The following is a 24059-nucleotide window of genomic DNA, read 5'->3' on the forward strand; positions in this document are numbered from 1 at the left end:
AGGTCGCCTGCAATGATGAAGGCATGATGCAAGACGAGGCCTTCGACGCCGGGCTCGGCGACGCGGACGACGACGACTTCGATTTCCGCGAGACGGCCGACGCGCAGCTGCCGGACAACCGGTACCTCGACCGAGAGCTGAGCTGGCTCGCGTTCAACAAGCGCGTCCTCGAGCTCGCCGAGGATCCGACCGTTCCGGTGCTCGAGCGCGCGAACTTCCTCGCCATCTTCGCGAGCAACCTCGACGAGTTCTTCATGGTGCGCGTCGCCGGCCTCAAGCGCCGCATCATCACGGGACTCGCCGTGCCCACCAACGTCGGCCGGGCACCGCAGGGGGTGCTCTCGGACATATCGCGCGACGCGCACGAGTTGCAGTTGCGCCACGCCGAGGTCTGGGCCGGGCTCGTCAAGCCCGCCCTCGCCGACGCCGGCATCGAGATCGTCACGTGGGACGGGATCGCCGAAGAAGACCGCGAACGGCTGTACGAGTACTTCCAGGAACAGGTCTTCCCCGTCCTGATGCCGCTCGCGGTCGACCCGGCGCACCCGTTCCCCTACATCTCGGGGCTGAGCCTCAATCTCGCGATCCGCATCCGCAACGCCCGCACGGGGCGTCAGGAGTTCGCGCGCCTCAAGGTGCCGCCCATGCTGCCGCGCTTCGTCGAGATCTCGCGCGACCGCGAGCGCGTCGTCTACCTGCCGCTCGAAGTGCTCATCGCTCAGCACCTCGAAGATCTCTTCCCCGGCATGGAGATCCTCGATCACCACACGTTCCGGCTGACGCGCAACGAAGACGTCGTCATCGAAGAGGACGAGACCGAGAACCTCATCCAGGCGCTCGAGGCCGAACTGCTGCGCCGCCGCTTCGGGCCGCCCATCCGTCTCGAGATCACGGACGACATGGACGAGGTGACCCTCGCGCTTCTCCTCGACGAACTCGACATCACCGAGCACGAGGTCTATCGCCTGCCCGGCCCGCTCGATCTGCGCGGACTCTTCGCCCTCGGAGCCCTCGACCGCCCCGAGCTGCGCTATCCCCCGCACCTGCCGACGACGCCGGCGGCGTTCCAGCCGGCCGAACAGAACGGCCGAGCCGATCTCTTCGCGGCGATCCGCAAGGCCGACGTGCTCGTGCACCACCCGTACGAGTCGTTCGCGACGAGCGTGCAGGCCTTCCTCGAGCAGGCGGCGAAAGACCCGCAGGTGCTCGCCATCAAGCAGACCCTCTACCGCACGTCGGGCGACAGCCCCATCGTGCAGGCGCTCATCGACGCCGCCGAGGCCGGCAAGCAGGTGCTCGCGCTCGTCGAGGTGAAGGCCCGCTTCGACGAGGCGAACAACATCGTCTGGGCGCGCAAGCTCGAGAAGTCGGGCGTGCACGTCGTGTACGGCCTCGTGGGCCTGAAGACCCACTGCAAGCTCATGCACGTCATCCGTGAGGAAGACGGCCGGTTGCGGTCCTACTCGCACATCGGCACGGGCAACTACAACCCCAAGACGAGTCGCATCTACGAGGACTTCGGACTGTTCACGTGCAACGAGCAGGTGGGACGCGACCTCACGCGCCTGTTCAACGAGCTGAGCGGCTACGCGATCGAGAAGAAGTTCAAGCGGCTCCTCGTCGCGCCGTTGCACTTGCGCAAGGGCCTGCTGCGTCTCATCGACAAGGAGCGCCGCAACGCCGAGAGCGGCAAGCCCTCCGGCATCCGGATCAAGGTCAACTCGATGGTCGACGAGCAGATCATCGACGCGCTGTACCGCGCGAGCCAGGCCGGCGTGCCCGTTGACGTGTGGGTGCGCGGAATCTGCTCACTCAAGCCCGGCGTCGAGGGAATGAGCGAGAACATCACCGTCCGCAGCATCCTCGGCCGGTATCTCGAGCACTCCCGGATCTTCGCGTTCCACAGCAACGGCGATCCGCAGGTCTACATCGGCAGCGCCGACATGATGCACCGCAACCTCGACCGACGCGTCGAGGCACTCGTGTGCGTGGGCGCACCCGAGCACGTGAAAGAGCTGACCGACCTGTTCGATCTCGCCATGGCGGACACGACGAGTTCGTGGCACCTCGGCGCCGACGGTGAGTGGACGCGCCACCACCTCGCCGAAGACGGCACGCCGCTGGTCGATCTGCAGGACAAGACCATGAGCACGGTGCGGCGCCGGCGCCGGGCCCGCGTGGTGCGATGACGGACACCGCGTTCTATGCGGCCGGGGGCGTCGTGTGGCGGCTCATCGACGGCAAGCTCAAGGTCCTGCTCGTCTCACGCACGCGCTACCGCGACTTCAGCCTGCCCAAGGGCAAGGTCGATCCCGGCGAGATGCTCGCCGAGACGGCCGCGCGCGAGATCTTCGAAGAGACCGGCATCCGCGTCGTTCTCGGGGTGCCCGTGGGCGTCTCGCATTACGTCCTGCCCAACAAGCGCCGCAAGATCGTGCACTATTGGTCCGCCGAGGCGACGGATGCAGCGATCCGCACCTCGACGTTCGTCCCGAACAAAGAGATCGCGGGCCTCGAGTGGATCTCGCCGGCGAAGGCCCTCAAACGGCTCAGCTACCCCGTCGACGTCGAGATCGTCGAGAACTTCATGCGCCTGGTCGACGAGGGTGTTCTGCGCACGTTCCCCCTCATCGTGCTGAGGCACGCCAAGGCCGTTCCGCGCGACAAGTGGGACGGCGAAGACACCGATCGCCCGCTCGCTGCACGCGGCAAGAAGCAGGCGAGGTATCTCGTCGGCCCCCTGCGCGCGTTCGGACCGCGCAAGATCGTCTCGAGCCCGGCCGCGCGCTGCGTCGCGACGGTGACGCCCCTCGCGAAAGCGCTGGATCGCGGCATTCGAGAGACGGCTCTGCTCAGTCAGGATGCCTGGGAGAGAGGCGAATCCGATCCCCGGACGATCGTCGGCCAGCGCGTGCGGGCGCGCAAGCCCGCGGTGCTGTGCAGCCACGGTCCGGTGCTTCCGGACATCCTGAGCGAGATGGCGCTCGCGACGGGCACCCTGCGCGGCTCGTATCTCGGCAGCGCGTCGACGCTCGATCCCGGCGGGTTCTCGGTGGTCCACCTGCCGCTGGAGAACCCCGGATCCGGCATCGTCGCGATCGAAACCCACGAACCGGCCGTCTGAGCGTCGTTCACCTGCTGTTCACCTTCTGAGCGGAGTCTCGTAAGAGTCCGCTCCTACGTTCATTGCGTGCCCCGCACCGGGCACCACCCGAAGCCCCTCATCAGGGCATCCACCTCTGAACACGTGAAGGATTCACACAGTGAAGATCTCCCGCATCGCCCAGGTGGGCGCTGTCGCCGCAGTCGCGGCCCTCGCTCTCACCGGCTGCGCAGCAAACGAGACCGCCGCCGGCGGAGACTCGACGTCATCCGGGGGCGGTTCCTCGCTCACCGGCACGCTGAACGCCACGGGCGCATCGTCACAGGATGCCGCGGAGCAGGCGTGGATCGCCTCGTTCCAGACGACCCACAACGGCGTCACCATCAACTACCAGGCCACCGGCTCCGGCGTCGGCCGTGACAACTTCCTCGAAGGGGCGAGCGACTTCGTCGGTTCGGACCGTGCGTTCAACGACGAGGAGATCGCCAAGGGCGGCTTCGCCGGCAACGGCGTCTGCACGACCGACGACATCGTCGAGATCCCCGTCTACATCTCGCCCGTCGCCCTGATCTTCAACGTCGAGGGCATCGACTCGCTCAACCTCACCCCCGAGACGATCGGGCACATCTTCAACGGTCAGATCACGAACTGGAACGACGAAGCCATCGCTGCCGACAACCCCGATGTCGAGCTCCCCGACCTTGCGATCTCGCCCGTGCACCGCTCAGACCCCTCGGGCACGAGCGAGACGTTCACGGCGTACCTCGAAGCCGTCGCGCCGGACGCGTGGCCGCACGAGGCGTCCGACGAGTGGCCGCTGCGCTCGGGCGAAGCCGCGCAGGGCACGTCCGGCGTCGTCGCCGCCGTCACGAACGGCAACGGCACGATCGGCTACGCCGACGCGTCGCAGGCCGGCACGCTGGGAACGGTCGCCGTGGGCGTCGCCGGTGAGTTCGTCCCGTACTCGTCCGAGGCTGCTGCCGCGCTCGTCGACTCGTCGCCGCTGATCGAAGGCCGCGGCGCGGGCGACCTCGTCTTCGACGTCGACCCCGCCGCCGCACCGGCCGGCTCGTACCCGATCGCGCTCGTGAGCTACCTCATCGCGTGCGAGCAGTACGAAAACCCCGACAAGGCCGGCCTCGTGAAGGAGTACCTGTCGTTCGTCACGAGCACCGAGGGTCAGGAGGTGGCCGCCGAGGCTGCCGGTTCTGCGCCCATCTCGGACTCGCTGCGCGACCAGCTGACCGCGGCGATCGACCTGATCGGCTGACCCACAACTGCATACCGATGCCCCGGTCGGCCCCGAAAGGGTGCCGACTGGGGCATCATCCCGGAAGACGCACCACCCCGACCCGTCGCACGACGAGGAGACGATGACCACCGCAACCACACCCCCGGGCCGCGTGACCGGCGCGCCGCGCGCCAAGCGCCGGCTCGGCGACACCGTCTTTTCGGGCACCGCCCTGGCCGCCGGCATCATCATCCTGCTGGTGCTCGCGGCCGTCACGCTCTTCCTCGCGATCCAGAGCATCCCGGCGCTGACGGAAGACCCCGCCGACAACTCGATCCTGCGCGGCACGCCGTTCCTGGCGTACGTGTGGCCGCTCGTCTTCGGAACCCTGTGGGCCTCGGTGCTCGCTCTCATCGTCGCGGCGCCCCTCAGTATCGGGATCGCCCTGTTCATCTCGCACTACGCGCCGCGCAAGATCGCCTCTCTGCTCGGCTACGTGATCGACCTGCTCGCCGCAATCCCCTCGGTCGTGTTCGGCCTGTGGGGTGCGCTGACCTTCTCGGGCTTCATCCAGCCGTTCTACGTGTGGCTCAACGAGAACCTCGGCTGGATTCCGCTCTTCAGCGGCCAGGTGTCGGCGACGGGCCGCACGATCCTCACGGCCGCTCTCGTGCTCGCCGTCATGATCCTGCCGATCATGACCGCGATCTGCCGCGAAGTGTTCCTGCAGACCCCGAAGCTGCACGAAGAGGCCGCCCTCGCGCTCGGCGCGACCCGCTGGGAGATGATCCGCATGTCGGTGTTCCCGTTCGCGCGCGGCGGCATGGTCTCGGCCGCGATGCTCGCGCTCGGTCGCGCACTGGGCGAGACGATGGCCGTCACGATGGTGCTCTCGGCCTCGGGCGTCATCTCGTTCGAGCTGCTCACCTCGACCAACCCGACGCCGATCCCCGCCAACATCGCCCTGAAGTTCCCCGAAGCGCACGGCACGGGCGTGAGCGCGCTCATCGCGACGGGCCTCGTGCTGTTCATCGTCACCTTCGTCGTCAACGCTGTCGCACGCTGGCTCGTCAACCGCCGCGCCGAGTTCTCGGGAGCCAACTGATGACCGCCCCCACGACCACCGCCCACCGCACATCGACGGTCGACAACCCGCTCACCGCGGGACAGCTGCCCGGCTGGCTGCCGTGGACGATTCTCGCCGTCATGATGGCGCTGACGTTCGCGTTCTTCGGCATCCTCAACATCGGTGAACCGCTGGGCGACCTCAACGTCGCCGGCGCGCTGTTCTTCGGGTTCCTGCTGTTCGCGATCGCGTTCATCGCGATGTCGGTCATCGTCGAGAACCGTCGCCGCGCCGTCGACCGCGCGGCGACGATCCTCGTGAGCCTCGCCTTCGCCGTCGCGCTCATCCCGCTGGCGTCGCTGCTGTTCACCGTCGTCGTCGACGGCATCCAGCGATTCGACCTCACGTTCTTCTCGAACTCGATGCGCAACATCGTCGGCGAGGGCGGCGGGGCCGTGCACGCGATCTGGGGCACGCTGCTGGTGACGCTCGCCGCGACCGTCATCTCGGTGCCGATCGGCCTGCTCACCTCGATCTATCTCGTCGAATACGGTCGTGGCCGGCTCGCGAAGGCCATCACCTTCTTCGTCGACGTGATGACCGGCATCCCCTCGATCGTCGCGGGTCTGTTCATCGTGGCCCTGTTCACGCTGCTCGTCGGACCCGGTCGCTACATGGGCATCATGGGCGCCTTGGCGCTCACGGTGCTCATGATCCCCGTCGTCGTGCGTTCCAGCGAAGAGATGCTGCGGCTCGTGCCCAATGAGCTGCGTGAAGCCAGCTACGCGCTCGGTGTGCCCAAATGGCTCACGATCGCGAAGGTCGTGCTGCCCACCTCGATCGCCGGCATCACGACCGGCATCATGCTGTCGATCGCCCGCGTCATCGGCGAGACGGCACCGCTGCTGCTGACCGCGGGATTCACCAACTCGCTGAACCTCGACCTGTTCGACCAGCCCATGATGACGCTGCCGGTGTTCGTGTACACGCAGTTCCAGAATCCCGGAACCAACATCGACGCGGCGCTGAGCCGCGCGTGGGCCGGGGCGCTCACGCTCATCATCATCGTCATGGCGCTCAACCTGATCGCCCGTCTGATCGCGAAGCGGTTCGCGCCGCGTTTCAGCCGCTGACCGCGGCATCCGATACCACCCGAGGAACCACGTGTCCAAGAGCATCGAAGTCAACAACCTCAACGTCTACTACGGCGACTTCCTCGCCGTCGAAGACGTCTCCATCGACATCCTCCCCCGCACCGTCACGGCATTCATCGGACCATCCGGATGCGGCAAGTCGACCTTCCTGCGCACACTCAACCGCATGCACGAGGTCATCCCCGGCGCACGCGTCGAAGGTCAGGTCTACCTAGACGGCAACGACCTCTACGCCGACGGCGTCGACCCGGTGGTCGTGCGTCGTCAGGTCGGCATGGTCTTCCAGCGCCCGAACCCGTTCCCGACGATGTCGATCAAAGAGAACGTGCTCGCGGGGGTCAAGCTCAACAACCGGCGCATGTCGAAGTCGGATTCGGAAGCGCTCGTCGAATCGGCACTGCGCGGCGCCAACCTGTGGAACGAGGTCAAGGACCGGCTCGACAAGCCCGGCTCGGGCCTGTCGGGTGGGCAGCAGCAGCGTCTGTGCATCGCGCGGGCGATCGCCGTGTCGCCCGAAGTGATCCTGATGGATGAGCCGTGCTCGGCCCTGGACCCCATCTCGACGTACGCAATCGAAGAGCTCATCGGCGAGCTGAAGAGCAACTACACGGTCGTCATCGTGACGCACAACATGCAGCAGGCCTCACGCGTGTCGGACAAGACGGCGTTCTTCAACATCGCCGGCACGGGCCAGCCCGGCAAGCTCATCGAGTACGACGACACCCGCACGATCTTCACCACGCCCTCCGTCAAGGCGACCGAGGATTACGTCTCGGGCCGCTTCGGCTGAGCCCTCAGTCCCGCGGCGACAGCAGGTACTCGTTGAACGCCGCGGTGCGCTCAGTGTCGACCTCGTACTCGACGGCGTCGATCGCGCGCACGGGCACCGCGAGGCGCACGCTCGAGACGAGCCACGCGGCATCCGCCGTTCCGAGGGCTCCCATCGGGATCATCTCGTACCCCGTCTCGTAGCCCTGTCGTTCGAGGTGCTCGAACAGGCTCAGCTGCGTCGTGCCGTGCAGGATCGAACCGTTGGGCGGGGGCGTGAGAAATCGGTCGCCGTGGCGCAGGATGAGCGACGCCGTGGGCGCCTCGAGCACGTAGCCGTCGGTCGTGACGAAGACCGCGTCGTCGGCACCGCGACGGCGGGCTTCGCGGATGGCCGCCATGTTGACGGCGTACGACAGCGTCTTCGCGCCGAGCAGCAGCCACGGCGCCCGGTCGGGCACGCCGCTGTCATAGCCCCGGTCGAGCGTCACGAGCCGCACGCCGTGCTCGCGGACGGCGCTGTTGTCGGGTGCATCCGCCGCCGTGACCCAGGCGGTGGGCGCCGGACCGTGTTCGACGCCGCGGCTGAGGATGAGCTTGATGACGGCTTCGCCTTCGCGCGGGCAGTGCTCGGCGGCGACGGCGACCGCCTGGCGCCACTGCTCGAGGTTCGGGTACGGCAGGTCGCACACGTTCGCAGAGTGGGCGAGGCGCTCGAGGTGCGCTGTGACCTCTTGCGGGTGACCGTCGACGACACCGATCGACTCGAAGATCCCGTCGCCGCGCTGCGTGCTGAGCTCGCCGATGCTGAGGGCCGGCGCCGAGGGCTCGATGGGGCGGAAGGTGCCCGAGAAGTCGGTGCGGGTGTCTTCGGATGCCGCGGGGTCGATCACGAGTGCGTATCGCCAGGTCATGCCCTGAAGCCTACGGCCAGGGAATCCCCCGCGTCGTCGCTCGGTTACACTTGATCCGCCGGGCCGCAGTAACCCCGGGCTCCATCTTTTGCCGCTCCGAGCGGCCTCACGCCGAGAGGCGTTCTGCGGCCCGGCACTTGTCTTTTCTGCGCCGCTTCACGCGGCATCCGGTTCTGGCCGTCAGACGAGCGCGTCGCGCCGCCACAGCGCTGCGGCTGCCGCAAGGTCGGCGGCATAGGTCGACAGGCGCAGGGCGCGGATCGTGAACGCCGAGGCCCGTTCGGGTTCGGTCTGCTCGTAGTCGTCTGCGAGGTGCGTCGCCCCCGACGCGTGCACGCGACAGAATGCGGCGGCACGGTCGAGCGCGACGGCGAAGTCCCCCTCGAACAGGCCGCGCAGGATCGTGTCGATGAGGGCGACGAGCTCATCAGGACCCGCCGGTGCGGGTGCCCCCGCGACAACGGGGTCGGCCGAGGCGATCTCGACGCGCCCGCGCTCGTACAGGAGCGCGGCGGTGTGCGGGTCGTCGTGGATCATGAGCTGCAGCAGGTACAGCCGCCACAGCGCGCCCGGCAGCGACTTCGCGGGCGACCGCGACCACAGCTCGGCGATGTCGTCGATGCCGTGCTCGGCCGTGAAGGCCACGAGGCGGTCGACCACATCACCTGACTCGTCGGTGCGCGCCCGCGCGAGCAGGCCCTGCGCCGTCGAATGGGCGACCCGGGACACCTCGGCCGGATCATCTGCCGCGAAGAGCCGGTCGAAGAGTTCGGCGGGCCTTCGCACGGGCTTGTGGTAATCCCTCGACGCGTCGCTCACCCGCCAAGGGTACCGGCGGCGCCGGCACGTGAGGCCGCGGCACCGGGTGATCCGGGATGCCGCGCACCGAGCCGGCCGCAGGGTCAGGCCGTGGGAATCGCGACGATCGGATCGGTCGTGGGCAAGCCGTTCGCCGACCCTCCGGCCTGTTCGACCGTGACCGCGATCGTGTCGCCCTCGTGCATGTCGCCCGACAGAAGCACCGTGGTCTCCTCGCCCTCGCGGTCGAAGGTCCCCGCCGAGACGGGCGTGCCTCCCTCGCGGACGAACCACAGTTCGAACGTGTCATCGTCCTCGATGGGAGGAAGGCCCTCGGCGACGAGCACGGCTGATCCGAGGGATCCCGACCAGTGGGCCGTCGCGACTCCCCCGTCGACGATGTCGACCGTGGCCGAGCGGGCATCGGGGGCCGACTCGATCTCGGCGAGCGCGACGGCGGCGGGCGGGCGGTTGACCCAGTCGTTGATGCTCACGGCGCCGAAGCCGAGCACGACGAGCACGGCGAGGGATGCCGCGAGGCCCAGGATGCCGCGGGTCCACGTGCGCCGGGACACCGCTTGGACGGCGGCGGTCGTCAGAGGCGGTTCGCCGGAGTCGCGCGGGGGCGCCGGCGTGTACGCCGGGTCGACCGTCTGCAGGAGTCCCGTGAACGTCAAGGTCTCGGTGCGCGGGGCAGGCTCGTCCGCCGTTGCGGCTTCCGCTTCCCTGGCGGGTTGCGGCGCGGCCTCCCGCGGGGTTTCCGGGCCTGGTTCCGACTCGCGCACGGGTTCGGGCGCCGGATCGGGCGCCGGCTCCGGCTCATGCACAGGCTCCGGCTCGGGATCGCGCACAGGCTCCGGCTCGGGATCGCGCACGACGGCGGGGCCGAGGCCGGCGTCGGGTCCGAGTGCGACGTCGGGCCCCGGCGACCCGTCGAGTGCGAGGTCGTCATCGGGTTCCGCGTCTTCGGCGGCGGGGTCGACGACCGGCTCGTTCACCGGTCCGATCGCGACCTCCGGTCCGAGCACGATGTCGGGCGCGGGGTCGACCTCGGGTCCGGGCACAGGAACGGGCGCGATCGGCACGGCCGGTTCGGCTGACTCGCTCGGCCTGTCAGCCCCCGGGCGAACCGGCAGCGGAGGACGCGTCGGAATACCCTGCGGCAGCCCGCTGATCCGCGCAAGCAGCGTCGAGCGCATCGTCAGGGGCGGAGCCACCGGGTCGACGCCGTCCGCGAGGACGGCCGCGGTTTCCGCATCCGAATCGACGATCGATGTCCACTGCGGATGCTCGGCGAGCGCCGCGCGGAAGGCCACGAAGTCCTCGTGCGAGAGAGCGCCGAGTGCGGCGCCGGCCGACAGCTCGGCGAATTCCTGCTCGTTCACGACGTCACCCCCAGGTGCATCCTCAGGCGCGACAGGCCGTCGCGCATTCTCGACTTGATGGTTCCGAGCGGTGCTCCCACGAGCACCGCGATCTCGCTCTGACTGTATCCGCCGTAATACGCCAGGGTCAGCGCTTCACGTTGCGGTTCGGGTAGCTCGGCAAGCGCCGTTGCGACGCGCCGTCCTTCGACGCGCAGCTCGACCTGCTCGGCGACCGAATCGAACGCAACGCCGAGGTCGCGCATTCCCGCTCGCACATCGCGATCGCTCGACGCCTGCGACGCGCGCACGCGGTCGACTGCTCGACGATGTGCGATCGTGAGCACCCACGACCTGCCTTGCCCTCTATTCGGAACGAACCGCGAGGCGGATTGCCAGATCTCGAGGAAGACCTCTTGCAGCACCTCTTCGCTCTGCGCGCGGTCGACGAGCACGCGCATGATGAGGCCGAAGACGCGGGGCGAGAGCATGTCGTAGACGCGGCCGAAGGCCACTTGGTCTCCGGTGGCGACGCGCTGCAGCAGTTGGCCGACGCGATCGACGGCACCCGTGCCCCCCTCGGGCACGTCGATACCGTCGATCACCATGTCCACCAGCATGCCGTATTCCCCCGTTTCTGCCCCGGCCTCTTGTGTCACCCGAACGTGAAGGAGTAGGCCTCGACGCCCGGCGACACCTCGAGCTCGAGCACCGCGCGCCCTCCATCGGCGCCGTCGACCACCGCATACGACCTCGGCGTGCCCGAAACCTCGACCACGCGGGTCGCCCCGCCGTCGAGACGCACGCGCACCTCACCCTCGCCGGCGAGCACCATCCGCACGTCGCGCGCACGGAAGTCCAGACGGATGCCGCCGCCCGACGCCGTCGCGGGAGTCGCGTACTGCGTCTCGATGCGCCAGTCGCCGTCGAGGGCGAACGAGTCGGCCGGTTGCGCGTCGGGCAGACCGAAGGTGTTCTCCCCTGCACGGTAGGGCCCGGGTCCGGCGAAGTTGACGTCCTTCGACGAGCCGAGGAACGTCTCGCGGGTCAGCGCGCCGCTCTGCGGCGTCGCATCCTCGACGTCGGTCGAGGGCGGCAGCTCGGCTCCGGGATCAGCCTGGGTCAGCAACTCGCGGATGAGTTGCTCGGTCGCGGCGTAGTTGCCCTCGCCGAACGCGATGTGGCGCACTGTGCCCTCGGCGTCGATCAGGTAGTGCGCGGGCCAGTACCGGTTGCGGTAGTTGGTCCAGGTCGCCAGATCGTTGTCGAGACCGACGGGATAGGTGATGCCGAAATCCTCGGCGCCTGCGGCGACGTTGGCGGCATCCTTCTCGAACGCATACTCGGGCGAGTGGATGCCGATGACCCGCAGGCCCGCATCGCGATACGCGTCGTCCCACGCGACGACATGCGGAATGCTGCGCTGGCAGTTGATGCACGAGTACGCCCAGAAGTCGATCAGCACGACCTCTCCCCGCAGGTCGTCGAGGTCGATCGCTGCACCGTCGGGTGTGTTGAGCCACGTCTCGATCCCCCGGATGCCGGGGGCCGTGCCGCACGACTCCAGTTCGGTCGCGCCGTTCGAGCACTGGTCGAGGTCTTTGTTCTCGTCGGTGACGAGGCCGCCGAGGTCGAGAGCGCGCCGCGCGTCGGGGTTGTCGGTGAGCTCTCGCTGGATGCCGGCGGTGTAGTCGGGCACGAGCCGCTGCAGCAGCTGCGGCACGTTGAAGACGAGTCCGACGGCGAGCGCCAGCATCGCGACGCCAGCGGCGATCCGCAAGCCGCGCTCACGCGAGCGGAACGCGCGGATGCGTTCGATGAGGCCGCGCCCGGCGAGCGCGAAGAACAGCAGCGGCACGGCCACGCCGATCGCGAACGAGACCGTCAGGGCCACGGTGTCGAAGCCGATGCGTCCCGTCGATCCGGCGACGATGATGGCCGCGAGCACGGGGCCCGCGCAGGGCACGAAGACGGCGCCGAGGGCGAGCCCGACGCCGTAGCCGTTGCCGCGGTTGCGCACCTCGGTGCGACGCGCGAGCTTCTGGAAGGGCTTTTCGAGCAGCTGCTCGACGCGCGGAACGAGCAGGCCCGTGCCGATCAGCACGAGGGCGGCGATGCCGACCCAGCGCAGCACGTCTTGCGGCAGACCCAGGGCGCCGAGGATGAGCGAGCCGACGAGGGTGACGAGCGTGAAGCTCGTGATGAGCCCTGCGATCACAAGATACGGCCGCCAGCGCGAGGCCGGTGCGGGTTCATCCTCGAAGCGGGCCGACTGGGCGCCGCCCGTGAGAAAGATGACCGGCAGCACCGGCAGGATGCACGGTGAGATCCCCGTGATGAGTCCGCCGAGCAGACCGATGATGATGAGCGACATGCGCCTCCCCTGTTCGGGGATTGTTCGCACGCATCGCTCTTTCGGATTGGCTGAGTTCGCCGACGCGACGGGTCTGAATCTTTTTCCGATCCGATGAGCGCAGGGCTGCGAACAGTTCATATACGTCGCCTACCGGCGGCGAGATCAGACACATGGAGGATGTCATGCTCAGCAGCAAGAAGAAGATCTCGGCGGGCCTCGCGTTCGCGTTCGGTGCGGCGATCGCCCTGTCGGGTTGTGCGATGGGCGGCGACACGGCCGAACCGACCGAAGAGATGTCGACGCCCACGATGGAGGAATCCGCGCCGGCGATGGAGATGGACCCCGCCGCCAACCTCGTAGGCGCCGGCTGCGCCGACTACGCCGAAGCCGTGCCCACGGGCGATGGCTCGATCGAAGGCATGTCGATGGACCCGGTCGCGGTGGCGGCATCCAACAACCCGATGCTGACGACCCTCGTCTCGGCCGTCAGCGGCGAGCTCAACCCCGACGTCAACCTCGTCGACACGCTCAACGGAGACGAGTTCACCGTCTTCGCTCCGGTGGACGACGCATTCGCCAAGATCGACGCGGCGACGATCGAGACCCTCAAGACCGACTCCGACCTGCTCACGTCGATCCTCACGTACCACGTGGTGCCCGGCCAGATCGAGCCCGCCGACATCGCCGGCACGCACACCACCGTGCAGGGCGAAGACGTCGAGGTGACCGGCGAGGGTGACATGTGGATGGTCAACGACGCCGGCGTCATCTGCGGCGGCGTGCAGACCGCGAACGCGACGGTCTACCTCATCGACACGGTGCTGATGCCGCCCGCCGAGTAACAAGCATCCGGCCGCGTGGGCGCGGTCGGGCGATGAAGCCGCCGGTGTGCTTTGGAGAGTCCTCGCCGGCGGCTTTGTCGTGCGCGCGCGGGTGCTCGGGCGAAGTAGGCTGGAGGCTGCGGGCCTCTAGCTCAGTCGGTAGAGCATCGGACTTTTAATCCGCGGGTCGTGGGTTCGAGCCCCACGGGGCCCACCGTGTATGAGCGGCTTCGAACCAAGTAATTACGGGGATCGGAGCCCTCTCTTTTGTCACCGAGACGCCTCGTGACAACACTTTGACAACACCTGAACGCGGTGTCATAGCGCGGAAGGAAGGCTCCCCGTTGTTGTCACGCGTTGTTGTCACGCACCAGCGCCGCCCTGGGCGTGGTCGAGGTACGCGCGCTGCCGGACGTCTTGCGCGGGAGTTTCACCCCTCGAATGCCTGCTCCGAGCCAAGCAACCATGTTGACGCCAGATCGCACCTATAGCAACGATCGCGAGCCAGTCCACTCAAAGTGCCTGCGTGCATCGTCTTCCTTCTCGTCTGAGGGGCTCGCCAGGGATATCGTGAGCGTTCGGAAAGCGGAGGGCGGGTGGGCATTTTATTGAGCGGGTCTTGCGAGCATTTCCGCGGAATATCGGATCTAAGCTCCGGGGCGCTCCTTTGAGGTCCTCAATCCCGACCCTCGCCAGCCATCGCTATAGTTCGGTGAACGACCGGCGCGTGTGCAGCGGTAGACCCGATCGTAATTTCGTAATACGATTCCGCTATGGGTGGCGAAGAGACGATCAACGGGGCTCCAGTGACGGAGGAGCAGATCGCGGCGTGGGCGGCCGAGGCTGAGACCGGCTACGACGTCGAGGTTCTCAAACGGCGAGGACGCGGACGACCCGGCCGAGGAGCAGAGCCCGCTCAGGTCGTCGCGCTCCGACTCACCGCCGACGAGCTCGCCGCTCTCGATGCTCGCGCTGAACGCGAGCACAAGTCCCGCTCGGAGCTCATCCGCGAAGCACTCGCCGCGTACGCCGCGTGAAGGTCCACGACTCCGCTCTCAAGCATGGCATCGCAACGGAGGACATCATCCGGGCGGCGTCGTGGCCGCTGTGGATCGACGACCTCGACGAAGACTCACCTGCCCGTCAACTCCGGCTCGGCTTCGACACGCAAGGACGGTTTCTTGAGCTCGTCGTGCTCGTCTTCGACAGCGGCAACGAACTCGTGATTCACGCGATGAAAGCCCGGCCCCAGATGCTGGATCTGCTCCCGTAGAGACGATCGACATCAGCCCAGATCCGCGTGCGGTGAGGGACCCGCTACCGGGCCGACGCGCGACGCCTCACGGGGAACTGAGCATCAAAGTTTGCTATCCCTGTCAGCATCATCTCGACCCGCGGCTTTCGGTGGGTCTGCTCGCTTGAGCCGGCGCCCTCCCGTAATGAACGCAGGGACGGAGATCGGGACCAGAACCACTCCTGCGAGTCGCCACCAGAAGTCGTCCGGAACGAGCCAGCAATATGCCCCTGCCAAGAACGCAACGGACGCGAGAAAAATGAACAAGATGCCGCGCCTGCGAGAGGTCATGAGACGACGATAACGCTGCCTCTGAACTCAACCCGAGCGGTCAAGGACCCCCGAAGGTCACGCGGGAAGTAGTACTAGTTCGGCTCGCTGCTCACGCGCTAACAGGGATATCGGAGTGCGGCCAGAGTGGCTGTCCGGAGAACGCCGCCACAAACGCCACGTCCATTGACTCAACAGGTATTGGAGCTGACTGGCCACCGCCGATGGTCGACATTCCGGTCTCGCCGTCAAAGATCGCCTCGACAGATACGCCCCAGGCGGCCGCCAGACGCGGCGCGAAGTCCCTCCATTCCCACCTTCCATCGAAGCCACCAGGGGATCCCGTAATGACCGTCGCGACGCCATCTCGGGCCACTAACGCGTGTGAGAGGTTGCGCCACGACGATGCGGTCATGTAGGCGAGTCGCGCATATGCCTCGCGAAACTGCGTCGGGTGGAGCGCAAAGCTCCTCGCCGCCGCGATGTGAGGTTGCTGCACTCCCTCGGACCGACCCCAGTCCTGCAGAACTGCGATTACGCCGATACGGCCCATACGGATCCCCAGCATCGGGACAAATAGGTCGTCCATATAGTCGAACCGCCTGCGTGGCTGATCGCTATCCAGACACTCGAAGAAATGGAATGTCGCCGGCCCGGGAAACGCTGGCTCCCATCGAACGGCGCCAGAAGCCGCCTGCAGCAAGAAGTGATGAAACGCCACGCTCTTCAGGTGCTCGGCAGGAACGCGCCTTCGGCCCTCAGCCTCGCGCACGTACAACGGCTGCAGACTCTCCTTGTAGACCAGCCCATAGTAGATCTTGCCCAACCACAAGAAGAGGTCTCGGCGATCGAGTGACCTAAACGCATCCGGACCCGCGTCGAATGCGACCTTGACGCGGCTCTCGATCTCACTTAAGTCCACGCCGTTGCACACCGAACAGCACGGGACCGTGAGTTGGCGGTAGCGGAGGGGACGGCCGTCGATCTGATTGACGGATGCATCCCACAGGTCGAGTGCACGGAGCAGCCACCTCGGAAATACGTGCTCACGGGTGCGATCTGCTGAGCCGACCGGGACGTGCTGCCCGCACAAGAAGCAGTATTCGTCCCCAAACCGTTGGGTGCGGTCGGTCAAGAACTCCGCGTGGGGCGATGCAACCTCCGGCGTGGGTTCCGACATCCTCACATTGTGCGTGAGGTAGCCGTCGTATGCAGGCATCGACATGGTCGCCTGCATGAGAGCTGACATCCGAGCGATCAGCGACCGGCTCGCGGGCAGCGGCGACTAGGCTCGTCGCGGCCGCTACGCTCAAGCTGTGACCAAGGAACCGGGTGTCCTGACCGCACGCGTGGTTTCGTGGCCGGCAGTCGCAACCATCGGACTCACCGCTCTTGCCTCCGCCGCGGTCATTTGGCTGATCGCTGTTCCGTTTGGCCCAGAAGCCTGCGCGCTCTCTCTGCCGGGCCCGCGCAACTGCTTCCCGTCTCAGCGCATCCAGGCCGCCTTTCTTCCCACGCTCGCGATCATGGCGATCGCAGTTCTTTCCATCGCGATGACCCTCGTTCGGCCACGAATCTCTCGATTTGTCAGCTTCGTGGCGGTTCTTCTGCTGCTGGCGATAACAGTCATCGCGTACGTGCTGGTCGCGTGGATTCCAGCCCTTGCCTGGTCGGGGTTGTCCGGCGGGAACCCCTAGCACCTACGCAGCGTCCCCACTCCGGGCCTTGCACGGGATCCGGTTACGCGACTGCACCTGTCGCGCTCATGGACCGTCATGCGAGCTAGTTCGCCACTTCGAGAGCGGTACCCCTGAGGTCGCAGTACTACTGCTCTCCGGCGCCCGGGCCATTAGCCGATTCAAACGCGGCGAGTTGCCGACGGTAGCGAACGAGCGACATCACTCCGATGCCGATGAAGCCCAGCCACACGGCCGAAATAGCCCATCCGATCTACGCCTCGGGTCCGATCGCGATCTGGGCAATGCCCCCAGCTAGACCGAGTATGCCCAGCACGAGATAGAGCGGGTATGGACGTCGCGTCGATGCTGATGGGCGCTTCGATCGCGTCGATCGCCTGGATCATATTCGTGCCGTGGACGAAGCTGAAAAGGCTGAAGGAGCTTGACGAGCGCTCGGGCGAATGAGCAACGCCGATCCGCCGCGCGGCGCGCGACCGGCGATCGCGCGGTTCCGTCGTGACCAGCGATCAATAGCTCGAGCGTCGGCGCACCAGGCACGGCTACGGAGCCCACAAGTCAGGAGTTCGGTGCGCTCAGTAGCGAGCTGGAGGCCGAGATCCTTCGAGTTCCACGTACGGTCCGAGCCTCACCCGTGGTGCCCTCACCTGTTCCCGGAGAAGCGAACCGCAGCGCGCACCTGAGCGGCGGCGCTCGCGCCGAGTCCGAGCGGCCAGCGTTGCATGACGTACGCCGCAGCATCATCCACAGTCAGCTGGCGGGTGGAGTTCCCTAGGCGGACCCACAGTTCAGGCAGGGCGTTCCTGCCGGCCCGCAGATACACCGGCGACGGCGACGCAGCCATCTGCACCCGACAGACGGTGCGGGCAGGCTCGCCGTCGATCTCCGCGAAGTCGACCTCGACGAGCGCGGCAGCCGCCGTACCGAGCGACGTTGTGATCAGATCGCGCAGCCACAACTCGAACCGATCAACATCCGGGGTCTTCAGAGTCGCCAGATCGGAGTCCAGCCCGAGAGCCGTTCCATGGTCGTCGACACCGATGAGCAGCACCCCACCGTCGGCGTTGAGGAACGCCGCCGCCGTCTTGGCGACCACGTGCTCCATCCGCTCGTCCTTCTGACCGGTGCGGAGATTGACACGGGCCGTTGACTTGAACTCGACGGTTCCCGACTCCCCTGCCGTGAGCAGCTCGGTCACCGTGGCACGCACCGGCTTCTGCAAATGCGCGGCTGCCGCCCCATAGCCCGCGACGAACAGAATCGACACGCACATTGGGATCAGCAGCGTGAGCGGACTGCCGAGGTGCGGATCCGGTGCGACCAGGTCGGCGAGCAGGAGCCCAGCGACGATCCCGATGATCGACAGCACGATAGCCGTCGACCAACGCAGCCGTGCACGACCGCGCAAGAGCAGACGCGCGGCACCCGAAAACGCCCATGCGAGGAGCAGTGCGACCAAGATCGCTACGCCGACCACCCACAGCGGCACCCGAGAGAGGATGTCCCCATTCATCGTCAGCTTCATCTCCTAGCGCGCAACAGGACTTCCCATTCAACCTAGGCCCAACCAGACGCTGACTCTTGCCCGTACCCGTAGCGTCGCGCACACCTCGATACCCACGGCTGTGCTCACCGCGATTACCGCGCTCGAACCCTCAAGGAGGCACGCGCCCGTCGCGGGCGGCGGCTCCGCGTGCGGGGTGCGAGCGCAGTAGCGGCGCTCGATGACTGAACGATGGCTCAGTGGCCACTCATGGCGAGGCAGCCGCCGTCCATGATGAACCCGCCCGCCTCTGACGACACCGTCTCGACCGTCACTCCCCCGAAGACGCATCCGCCGCCGTCGACGGCGGCGCCGTAAGCGATCGAGCCGGTTCGACCATCTGTCTGAATGGCGTCTTCGCGAACGCCGGCGCTCGTCAACGCCGTTCGCACCGCCTCATCGGTAATCGGCGCACCCGAGACGCGCAGGGCCGTGAGCGCGTCGGTAACCGGGCCGATGAGCGCCGCTGCAGCCGCCTGCCCCGCTTCCGGCTGAGGCATCCTCTGGCGATACAGCTCGTTGGAGGCCCGGTTGGCATCCGTGTCGTATGTGATGCAGCCCGCTGGCGGTTGCACGCCGGGCTGCTCCGCAACCGCGCACGCAGAGGTAGGAGACCGCGACGTGGTGTTGAGGTCCCTGACCGCATCCGTGCTCGCGCACCCCGCCAGCAGCACGACCACACACGTCATCGCCAGACCGAACCACGCACGACCGGTTGCCATGCTGGCATCCTACGGACGGCAGGCGACGAGACGACGGCGTGCACCCACCCGGATCCGCTGCGCTCGGGGCATCCGCCGCCCTGACGGGGCCTCGCCGCGAGGAAGTCGTAAGTGAAGCGCGCTCGCCCGTATGGATTCCGTAGGGAAAGCACTGCCGGTCAAGCAGCAGGTGTTGTATCGCATGCGTGCCGTAAGGCACCCGTGCGGCACTCGTCTCACGGTCGTCCGATTCGCTGATGCGGAACCCCGGGAGTCCCCGTGCTGGATGTCATCTACCTCGCCACGGTCGTCGCGCTCTTCGCGGTGGTCGGGATGATCGCCAAGGGGGCTGAGAAGATCGGGCAGAGCAACCGAAGCTCGAGTCGCCGCGACGCTGCGGATGGAGCGGGGCAGAGATGATGGTCTTCTCGATCATCGCCGCCGCCCTCGGTGTCGCCGCCGTCGCGTACCTCGTGGTCGCCCCCGTGCGATCTGAGAAATCCTGATGGACGCCGCGACGATCTGGTCCGGCGTCCTGCAGGCGGCGACCGTGCTGCTTGTCCTCGCGCTCCTGTATCGCCCGCTCGGCGACTGGATCGCCCGTGTCTACTCCTCGGAGAAAGACTGGCGGGTCGAACGCGTCGTCTACCGAGTGATCGGAGTCGATTCGCGCGCAGAACAGACCTGGCAGGCGTACGCCCGCGGCGTGCTCGTCTTCTCAGCGATGGGCGTGCTGTTCGTCTACGCGCTCCAACGTTTCCAGGCCGTACTGCCCTACTCGCTCGGACTGCCGGCGGTATCCGAGGGGCTTGCGTTCAACACCGCCGTCTCGTTCGTCACCAATACCAACTGGCAGTCCTACTCCCCTGAGCTGACCCTCGGGTACACGGTGCAACTGGCAGGTCTCACGGTCCAGAACTTCGTGTCGGCGGCGGTCGGCATCGCGGTCGCAGTCGCCCTTGTTCGTGGGTTCGCCCCGCGCGGTTCGTCGACGATCGGCAACTTCTGGGTCGACCTCGTGCGCGGCATCACTCGGCTGCTGCTTCCCCTGTCGATCGTCGCCGCGAGCGCGCTCATGATCGCCGGGGTGGTCCAGAACTTCAACGGCTTCACCGAGGTCGGCACGATCACCGGCGGCACGCAAGTGCTCCCGGGCGGGCCGGTCGCCTCGCAGGAGGCGATCAAAGAACTCGGCACCAACGGCGGTGGCTTCTTCAACGCCAACTCCGCCCACCCCTTCGAGAACCCGACCCCCTGGACCAGCGTGCTCGAGATCCTCATGCTGCTGGCGATCCCCGCAGCGATGCCTCGCGCCTTCGGCCGCATGGTCGGCGACAACCGCCAGGGCTACGCGATCCTGGCCGTGATGGCTTCGATCGCGGTCGTGTCGATCACGGCCGTCACCTGGCTCGAATCCCTCGGCCTGGGCACGGCCCCCCAGCTGGCGGGTGGCGCCATGGAGGGCAAGGAGGTGCGGTTCGGCATCTTCGGCTCGACCCTCTTCGCCGGTGCCACCACGCTGACCTCGACAGGTGCGGTCAACTCGATGCACGACTCCTATACCGCGCTCGGCGGGATGATCCCGATGATCAACATGATGCTCGGCGAGATCGCCCCCGGCGGCGCCGGCTCGGGTCTCTACGGGATGCTGGTGCTCGCTGTCATCGCGGTGTTCGTGGGCGGTCTGCTCGTCGGCCGCACACCCGAGTACCTCGGCAAAAGGATCGGCCCCACACAGATCAAGCTCGCGAGCCTGTACATCCTGGTCACGCCGGTCCTCGTGCTCGTCGGCACGGCACTGAGCTTCGCCATCCCGGGTGTCCGGGCCGACATGGAGTCCACATCGATCTGGAACCCGGGCGTGCACGGCCTGAGCGAAGTGCTCTACGCCTTCACGTCGGCGTCGAACAACAACGGTTCGGCGTTCGCGGGGCTCACCGCGAACACGCCATGGCTGAATGTGGCGCTCGGCGTCGCGATGCTGCTCGGCCGGTTCATCCCGATCGTGCTCGTGCTCGCCCTCGCGGGTTCGCTGGCCGAGCTGGGCGCCACCCCATCGACGAGCGGCACGCTTCCGACCCACCGCCCCGAGTTCGTCGGCCTCCTCGCCGTCGTCGCGGTCGTCATCACCGCCCTCACCTACTTTCCGTTTCTGACGCTGGGTCCCCTGGCGGAAGGGCTTGTCTGACGCATGTCCGCTCCCACTCTCACCCCCGCCCCGGGCACGGTCACGCCGCCTTCGAAGAAGGCAGCGCGCTCGTTCGGCTGGTCCCAGCTCGTGCCGGCGATCCCCGGCGCCTTCCGCAAGCTGAATCCCGCGGCCCTGTGGTCCAATCCCGTGATGCTCCTCGTGTGGGTCGGCGCGTCCCTGACGACGGCGATCGCCATCGCCGAACCGTTCCTCGGCGGGCCCGAGGACTCCGGCGGCACCCCGGTCCCCCTCGGCTTCACGTGGGGCATCGCCGTCTGGCTGTGGCTGACGGTTCTCTTCGCGAACATCGCCGAGTCCGTCGCCGAGGGCCGCGGAAAGGCGCAGGCCGCGTCACTTCGCAGAACCCGCACGAGCACGATGGCGCGCCGGGTCACCTCGTACGACCCCTCAACGGATGCCGCGGCCGACCGAGTCGACCATGTCGCGGTCCCGTCGTCCGAGCTGAAGCTCGGCGACGTCGTGATCGTGACGGCAGGAGAGCTGATCCCGGGCGACGGCGACATCGTGCACGGGATCGCCAGCGTCGACGAGTCGGCGATCACGGGCGAGTCCGCCCCGGTCGTGCGTGAATCCGGCGGCGACCGCTCGGCTGTCACCGGTGGCACGCGCGTGCTCTCGGACCGCATCGTCGTGCAGATCACCTCGACGCCCGGCGAGACGTTCGTCGATCGGATGATCGCGCTCGTCGAGGGAGCTGCGCGTCAGCGCACGCCGAACGAGGTCGCCCTCAATGTCCTTCTGGCGAGCCTGTCGATCGTGTTCGTCATCGTCGTGCTCACCCTCAACCCGATCGCCTCGTACGCGGCATCCCCCGTCTCGATCCCCGTGCTCGTGGCTCTTCTCGTCTGCCTCATCCCCACGACGATCGGCGCCCTTCTCTCGGCGATCGGCATCGCCGGCATGGACCGCCTGGTGCAGCGCAACGTGCTGGCCACGTCAGGGCGCGCGGTCGAAGCGGCAGGCGACGTGACGACGCTGCTTCTCGACAAGACGGGAACCATCACGTACGGAAATCGTCGGGCGTCGGGCTTCGTCGGGATGGTCGGCGTCGGCGACGACGTGCTCGCTCGCGCGGCGGCGCTGTCGTCGCTGGCCGACCCCACTCCGGAAGGTGTCTCGATCGTCGAGTTGGCGGCAGCGCGCGGCATCCAGGTGCAATACCCGGCGGGTGCGGTCATCATGCCGTTCACGGCGCAGACGCGGATGAGCGGCGTCGATCTGCCGGACGGCTCACAGATCCGAAAAGGCGCAGGATCCGCTGTGCTCGCGTGGCTGGAGGCATCCGGTGCTCCGGTCGCCGCGAGCACGCGATCGCTGCTGTCAGACGAGACGGACGCCATCGCGCAGTCCGGCGGCACGCCCCTGGTCGTCGCCACGCGTGATGCGGACGGCGGCGCAGTGCTCGGCGTCATCCATCTGAAGGACATCGTCAAAGACGGCCTGCGCGAGCGCTTCGCGCAGCTGCGGTCGATGGGCATCCGCACCGTGATGATCACGGGCGACAACCCGCTCACCGCCGCCGCGATCGCGACCGAGGCCGGCGTCGACGACTACCTCGCCGAGGCCACTCCAGAAGACAAGCTCGCACTCATCAAGCGGGAGCAGGAGGGCGGCAGCCTGGTCGCGATGACCGGCGACGGCACGAACGACGCACCGGCACTCGCGCAGGCCGACGTCGGAGTCGCGATGAACACCGGCACGTCCGCCGCGAAAGAGGCAGGCAACATGGTCGACCTCGACAGCGACCCGACGAAGCTCATCGAAATCGTGCGAATCGGAAAGCAGCTGCTCGTCACCCGCGGAGCCCTGACGACGTTCTCACTCGCGAACGACATCGCGAAGTACTTCGCGATCATCCCCGCGATGTTCGTGAGCGTGTTCCCCGGACTCGCGGTGCTGAATGTGATGCACCTGAGCTCGCCCGCTTCGGCCGTCACCAGCGCCGTCGTGTTCAACGCGATCGTGATCGTGTTCCTGATCCCCCTCGCGCTCCGTGGCGTCAGGTACCGACCGGCGAGCGCATCGCAGACCCTGAGCCGCAACCTCGCGATCTACGGGCTCGGCGGCATCGTCGCGCCGTTCATCGGCATCAAGCTCATCGACATCGTCGTGAGCACCATCCCTGGTTTCTGATCCCTCGAGGAGGTTTCGAGCATGTCCACCGCCCGCACCACCCTGCGAACGGCCGAAGTCGCCCTCCGCGCCTTGCTCGTCTTCACGCTGGTGCTCGGCATCGGCTACACCGCCCTCATCACGGGCATCGGCCAGCTCGCTCTGCCGTGGCAGGCGAACGGTTCGGCCGCGCACGGCCCCTCGGGCGGCATCGTCGGCAGCGCGCTCATCGGTCAGTCGTTCACCGGCGCGGACGGCGAGGCGCTCGCCGAGTACTTCCAGTCGCGGCCCTCAGCCGCCGGGAACGGCTATGACGGCAGCGCGTCGGGCGGATCGAACTGGGGACCGGAGAACCCCGAGCTGATCGCCGCGATCGAGGAGCGCAAAGTCGCGATCGCCGTCCGCGAGGGCGTCGACGAGTCCGCCATCCCAGCCGATGCCCTCACGGCGTCGGCGTCGGGCCTCGACCCGCACATCAGCCCGTCGTACGCGCTGCTGCAAGTGCCGCGCGTCGCCGCGGCGCGGGGCTTGTCAGAGGACGAGGTCAGCGCGCTGGTGAGGTCTAGGATCCAGTCACGCGACCTCGGCTTCCTCGGGGAGCCGCGCGTGAACGTGTTGGAGCTGAACCTGGCGCTGAACGCGCTGGACTGAAGGG

At 67.4% G+C, this 24059-nt stretch carries 23 protein-coding genes and 1 tRNA gene; 16 read left to right on the top strand and 8 right to left on the bottom strand.

The window, feature by feature from the left end:
* The first annotated feature begins 23 nt into the window (after positions 1-23).
* The 6 genes from AC25YV_RS03025 to pstB all read left to right on the top strand — a co-directional run bounded on the left by AC25YV_RS03025 (position 24) and on the right by pstB (position 7344).
* Complete coding sequence (locus AC25YV_RS03025; protein WP_488122364.1) at positions 24-2189, top strand: RNA degradosome polyphosphate kinase; 2166 nt, start codon at positions 24-26, stop codon at positions 2187-2189.
* Positions 2186-3124 carry an NUDIX hydrolase gene (locus AC25YV_RS03030; protein WP_488122365.1) on the top strand — a complete coding sequence of 313 codons (939 nt, stop codon included), beginning with the start codon at positions 2186-2188 and terminating at the stop codon, positions 3122-3124. The genes AC25YV_RS03025 and AC25YV_RS03030 overlap by 4 nt, the downstream gene beginning before the upstream one ends.
* A 139-nt stretch (positions 3125-3263) precedes the next feature.
* Complete coding sequence (gene pstS, locus AC25YV_RS03035; protein ID WP_488122366.1) at positions 3264-4373, top strand: phosphate ABC transporter substrate-binding protein PstS; 1110 nt, start codon at positions 3264-3266, stop codon at positions 4371-4373.
* Positions 4374-4476: 103 nt separating this feature from the next.
* Complete coding sequence (pstC, locus tag AC25YV_RS03040) at positions 4477-5439, top strand: phosphate ABC transporter permease subunit PstC (protein WP_488122367.1); 963 nt, start codon at positions 4477-4479, stop codon at positions 5437-5439.
* On the top strand, positions 5439-6533 hold the full coding sequence (pstA, locus tag AC25YV_RS03045) for a phosphate ABC transporter permease PstA (protein WP_488122368.1): 1095 nt from the start codon (positions 5439-5441) through the stop codon (positions 6531-6533). The genes pstC and pstA overlap by 1 nt, the downstream gene beginning before the upstream one ends.
* A gap of 31 nt (positions 6534-6564) precedes the next feature.
* On the top strand, positions 6565-7344 hold the full coding sequence (gene pstB / locus AC25YV_RS03050; RefSeq protein WP_488122369.1) for a phosphate ABC transporter ATP-binding protein PstB: 780 nt from the start codon (positions 6565-6567) through the stop codon (positions 7342-7344).
* A gap of 4 nt (positions 7345-7348) precedes the next feature.
* Here pstB and AC25YV_RS03055 read toward each other — a convergent pair whose 3' ends face one another.
* The 5 genes from AC25YV_RS03055 to AC25YV_RS03075 form a co-directional block, all read right to left on the bottom strand.
* Positions 7349-8236 carry an aminodeoxychorismate lyase gene (locus AC25YV_RS03055; RefSeq protein WP_488122370.1) on the bottom strand — a complete coding sequence of 296 codons (888 nt, stop codon included), beginning with the start codon at positions 8234-8236 and terminating at the stop codon, positions 7349-7351.
* Positions 8237-8416: 180 nt separating this feature from the next.
* Complete coding sequence (locus AC25YV_RS03060) at positions 8417-9055, bottom strand: DNA-directed RNA polymerase subunit beta (RefSeq protein ID WP_488122371.1); 639 nt, start codon at positions 9053-9055, stop codon at positions 8417-8419.
* An 83-nt stretch (positions 9056-9138) separates the two neighbouring features.
* Complete coding sequence (locus tag AC25YV_RS03065; RefSeq protein WP_488122372.1) at positions 9139-10419, bottom strand: anti-sigma factor; 1281 nt, start codon at positions 10417-10419, stop codon at positions 9139-9141.
* Entirely contained in the window at positions 10416-11018 is a 603-nt protein-coding gene (sigK, locus tag AC25YV_RS03070; RefSeq protein WP_488122373.1) for an ECF RNA polymerase sigma factor SigK, read from the bottom strand. Before sigK ends, AC25YV_RS03065 begins: the two co-directional genes overlap by 4 nt.
* 35 nt (positions 11019-11053) lie before the next feature.
* On the bottom strand, positions 11054-12772 hold the full coding sequence (locus AC25YV_RS03075) for a cytochrome c biogenesis protein CcdA (RefSeq protein WP_488122374.1): 1719 nt from the start codon (positions 12770-12772) through the stop codon (positions 11054-11056).
* Between the two features lie 164 nt (positions 12773-12936).
* Between AC25YV_RS03075 and AC25YV_RS03080 the strand changes: the two genes are divergently transcribed.
* From AC25YV_RS03080 to AC25YV_RS03095, 4 genes are all read left to right on the top strand, one after another.
* Positions 12937-13596: a fasciclin domain-containing protein gene (locus AC25YV_RS03080; RefSeq protein WP_488122375.1), complete on the top strand. Its 660-nt coding sequence runs from the start codon at positions 12937-12939 to the stop codon at positions 13594-13596.
* Between the two features lie 120 nt (positions 13597-13716).
* Positions 13717-13789, top strand: a tRNA-Lys gene (locus AC25YV_RS03085).
* A gap of 559 nt (positions 13790-14348) precedes the next feature.
* The gene (locus AC25YV_RS03090; RefSeq protein WP_488122376.1) at positions 14349-14612 is read left to right on the top strand and encodes a ribbon-helix-helix domain-containing protein; all 264 of its coding nucleotides are present in this window, start codon (positions 14349-14351) and stop codon (positions 14610-14612) included.
* Complete coding sequence (locus AC25YV_RS03095) at positions 14609-14848, top strand: toxin (protein WP_488122377.1); 240 nt, start codon at positions 14609-14611, stop codon at positions 14846-14848. Before AC25YV_RS03090 ends, AC25YV_RS03095 begins: the two co-directional genes overlap by 4 nt.
* Before the next feature lie 403 nt (positions 14849-15251).
* On the opposite strand, the gene AC25YV_RS03100 is transcribed toward AC25YV_RS03095, so the two are convergent.
* Positions 15252-16319, bottom strand: a complete 1068-nt coding sequence (locus AC25YV_RS03100) for a hypothetical protein (protein WP_488122378.1) — start codon at positions 16317-16319, stop codon at positions 15252-15254.
* A 136-nt stretch (positions 16320-16455) separates the two neighbouring features.
* Here AC25YV_RS03100 and AC25YV_RS03105 point away from each other — a divergent pair, with 136 nt between their 5' ends.
* A complete protein-coding gene (locus AC25YV_RS03105; RefSeq protein WP_488122379.1) occupies positions 16456-16836 on the top strand; it encodes a hypothetical protein in 381 nt (126 codons plus the stop codon).
* A gap of 643 nt (positions 16837-17479) precedes the next feature.
* On the opposite strand, the gene AC25YV_RS03110 is transcribed toward AC25YV_RS03105, so the two are convergent.
* Together AC25YV_RS03110 and AC25YV_RS03115 are read right to left on the bottom strand one after the other, a co-directional pair.
* Complete coding sequence (locus tag AC25YV_RS03110) at positions 17480-18349, bottom strand: AlbA family DNA-binding domain-containing protein (protein WP_488122380.1); 870 nt, start codon at positions 18347-18349, stop codon at positions 17480-17482.
* 227 nt (positions 18350-18576) lie between these two features.
* Positions 18577-19101: a hypothetical protein gene (locus AC25YV_RS03115; RefSeq protein ID WP_488122381.1), complete on the bottom strand. Its 525-nt coding sequence runs from the start codon at positions 19099-19101 to the stop codon at positions 18577-18579.
* Between the two features lie 258 nt (positions 19102-19359).
* On the opposite strand from AC25YV_RS03115, the gene AC25YV_RS03120 reads away from it, so the two are divergent.
* The 5 genes from AC25YV_RS03120 to kdpC are packed head-to-tail and all read left to right on the top strand — an operon-like array spanning position 19360 to position 24055.
* Entirely contained in the window at positions 19360-19500 is a 141-nt protein-coding gene (locus tag AC25YV_RS03120) for a hypothetical protein (RefSeq protein ID WP_488122382.1), read from the top strand.
* Positions 19497-19586 carry a potassium-transporting ATPase subunit F gene (locus AC25YV_RS03125; protein WP_488122383.1) on the top strand — a complete coding sequence of 30 codons (90 nt, stop codon included), beginning with the start codon at positions 19497-19499 and terminating at the stop codon, positions 19584-19586. The genes AC25YV_RS03120 and AC25YV_RS03125 overlap by 4 nt, the downstream gene beginning before the upstream one ends.
* Positions 19586-21268, top strand: coding sequence for a potassium-transporting ATPase subunit KdpA (gene kdpA, locus AC25YV_RS03130; protein WP_488122384.1), 1683 nt, complete (start codon positions 19586-19588; stop codon positions 21266-21268). Before AC25YV_RS03125 ends, kdpA begins: the two co-directional genes overlap by 1 nt.
* 3 nt (positions 21269-21271) lie before the next feature.
* Positions 21272-23425 carry a potassium-transporting ATPase subunit KdpB gene (gene kdpB, locus AC25YV_RS03135; RefSeq protein WP_488122385.1) on the top strand — a complete coding sequence of 718 codons (2154 nt, stop codon included), beginning with the start codon at positions 21272-21274 and terminating at the stop codon, positions 23423-23425.
* A 21-nt stretch (positions 23426-23446) separates the two neighbouring features.
* On the top strand, positions 23447-24055 hold the full coding sequence (kdpC, locus tag AC25YV_RS03140) for a potassium-transporting ATPase subunit KdpC (protein ID WP_488122386.1): 609 nt from the start codon (positions 23447-23449) through the stop codon (positions 24053-24055).
* Positions 24056-24059: the final 4 nt, after the last annotated feature.

The organism is Microbacterium sp. Y832 (assembly GCF_057669765.1).

Excerpts from the sequence above, each read along its gene's own strand:
- AC25YV_RS03025 (WP_488122364.1), top strand. The coding sequence starts at position 24 with ATGATGCAAGACGAGGCCTTCGACGCCGGGCTCGGCGACGCGGACGAC.
- AC25YV_RS03030 (WP_488122365.1), top strand. The coding sequence starts at position 2,186 with ATGACGGACACCGCGTTCTATGCGGCCGGGGGCGTCGTGTGGCGGCTC.
- pstC (WP_488122367.1), top strand. The coding sequence starts at position 4,477 with ATGACCACCGCAACCACACCCCCGGGCCGCGTGACCGGCGCGCCGCGC.
- pstA (WP_488122368.1), top strand. The coding sequence starts at position 5,439 with ATGACCGCCCCCACGACCACCGCCCACCGCACATCGACGGTCGACAAC.
- AC25YV_RS03055 (WP_488122370.1), bottom strand. The coding sequence starts at position 8,236 with ATGACCTGGCGATACGCACTCGTGATCGACCCCGCGGCATCCGAAGAC.
- sigK (WP_488122373.1), bottom strand. The coding sequence starts at position 11,018 with ATGCTGGTGGACATGGTGATCGACGGTATCGACGTGCCCGAGGGGGGC.
- AC25YV_RS03075 (WP_488122374.1), bottom strand. The coding sequence starts at position 12,772 with ATGTCGCTCATCATCATCGGTCTGCTCGGCGGACTCATCACGGGGATC.
- AC25YV_RS03080 (WP_488122375.1), top strand. The coding sequence starts at position 12,937 with ATGCTCAGCAGCAAGAAGAAGATCTCGGCGGGCCTCGCGTTCGCGTTC.
- AC25YV_RS03090 (WP_488122376.1), top strand. The coding sequence starts at position 14,349 with ATGGGTGGCGAAGAGACGATCAACGGGGCTCCAGTGACGGAGGAGCAG.
- AC25YV_RS03100 (WP_488122378.1), bottom strand. The coding sequence starts at position 16,319 with ATGTCGGAACCCACGCCGGAGGTTGCATCGCCCCACGCGGAGTTCTTG.
- AC25YV_RS03110 (WP_488122380.1), bottom strand. The coding sequence starts at position 18,349 with ATGAATGGGGACATCCTCTCTCGGGTGCCGCTGTGGGTGGTCGGCGTA.
- AC25YV_RS03115 (WP_488122381.1), bottom strand. The coding sequence starts at position 19,101 with ATGGCAACCGGTCGTGCGTGGTTCGGTCTGGCGATGACGTGTGTGGTC.
- AC25YV_RS03125 (WP_488122383.1), top strand. The coding sequence starts at position 19,497 with ATGATGGTCTTCTCGATCATCGCCGCCGCCCTCGGTGTCGCCGCCGTC.
- kdpA (WP_488122384.1), top strand. The coding sequence starts at position 19,586 with ATGGACGCCGCGACGATCTGGTCCGGCGTCCTGCAGGCGGCGACCGTG.
- kdpB (WP_488122385.1), top strand. The coding sequence starts at position 21,272 with ATGTCCGCTCCCACTCTCACCCCCGCCCCGGGCACGGTCACGCCGCCT.
- kdpC (WP_488122386.1), top strand. The coding sequence starts at position 23,447 with ATGTCCACCGCCCGCACCACCCTGCGAACGGCCGAAGTCGCCCTCCGC.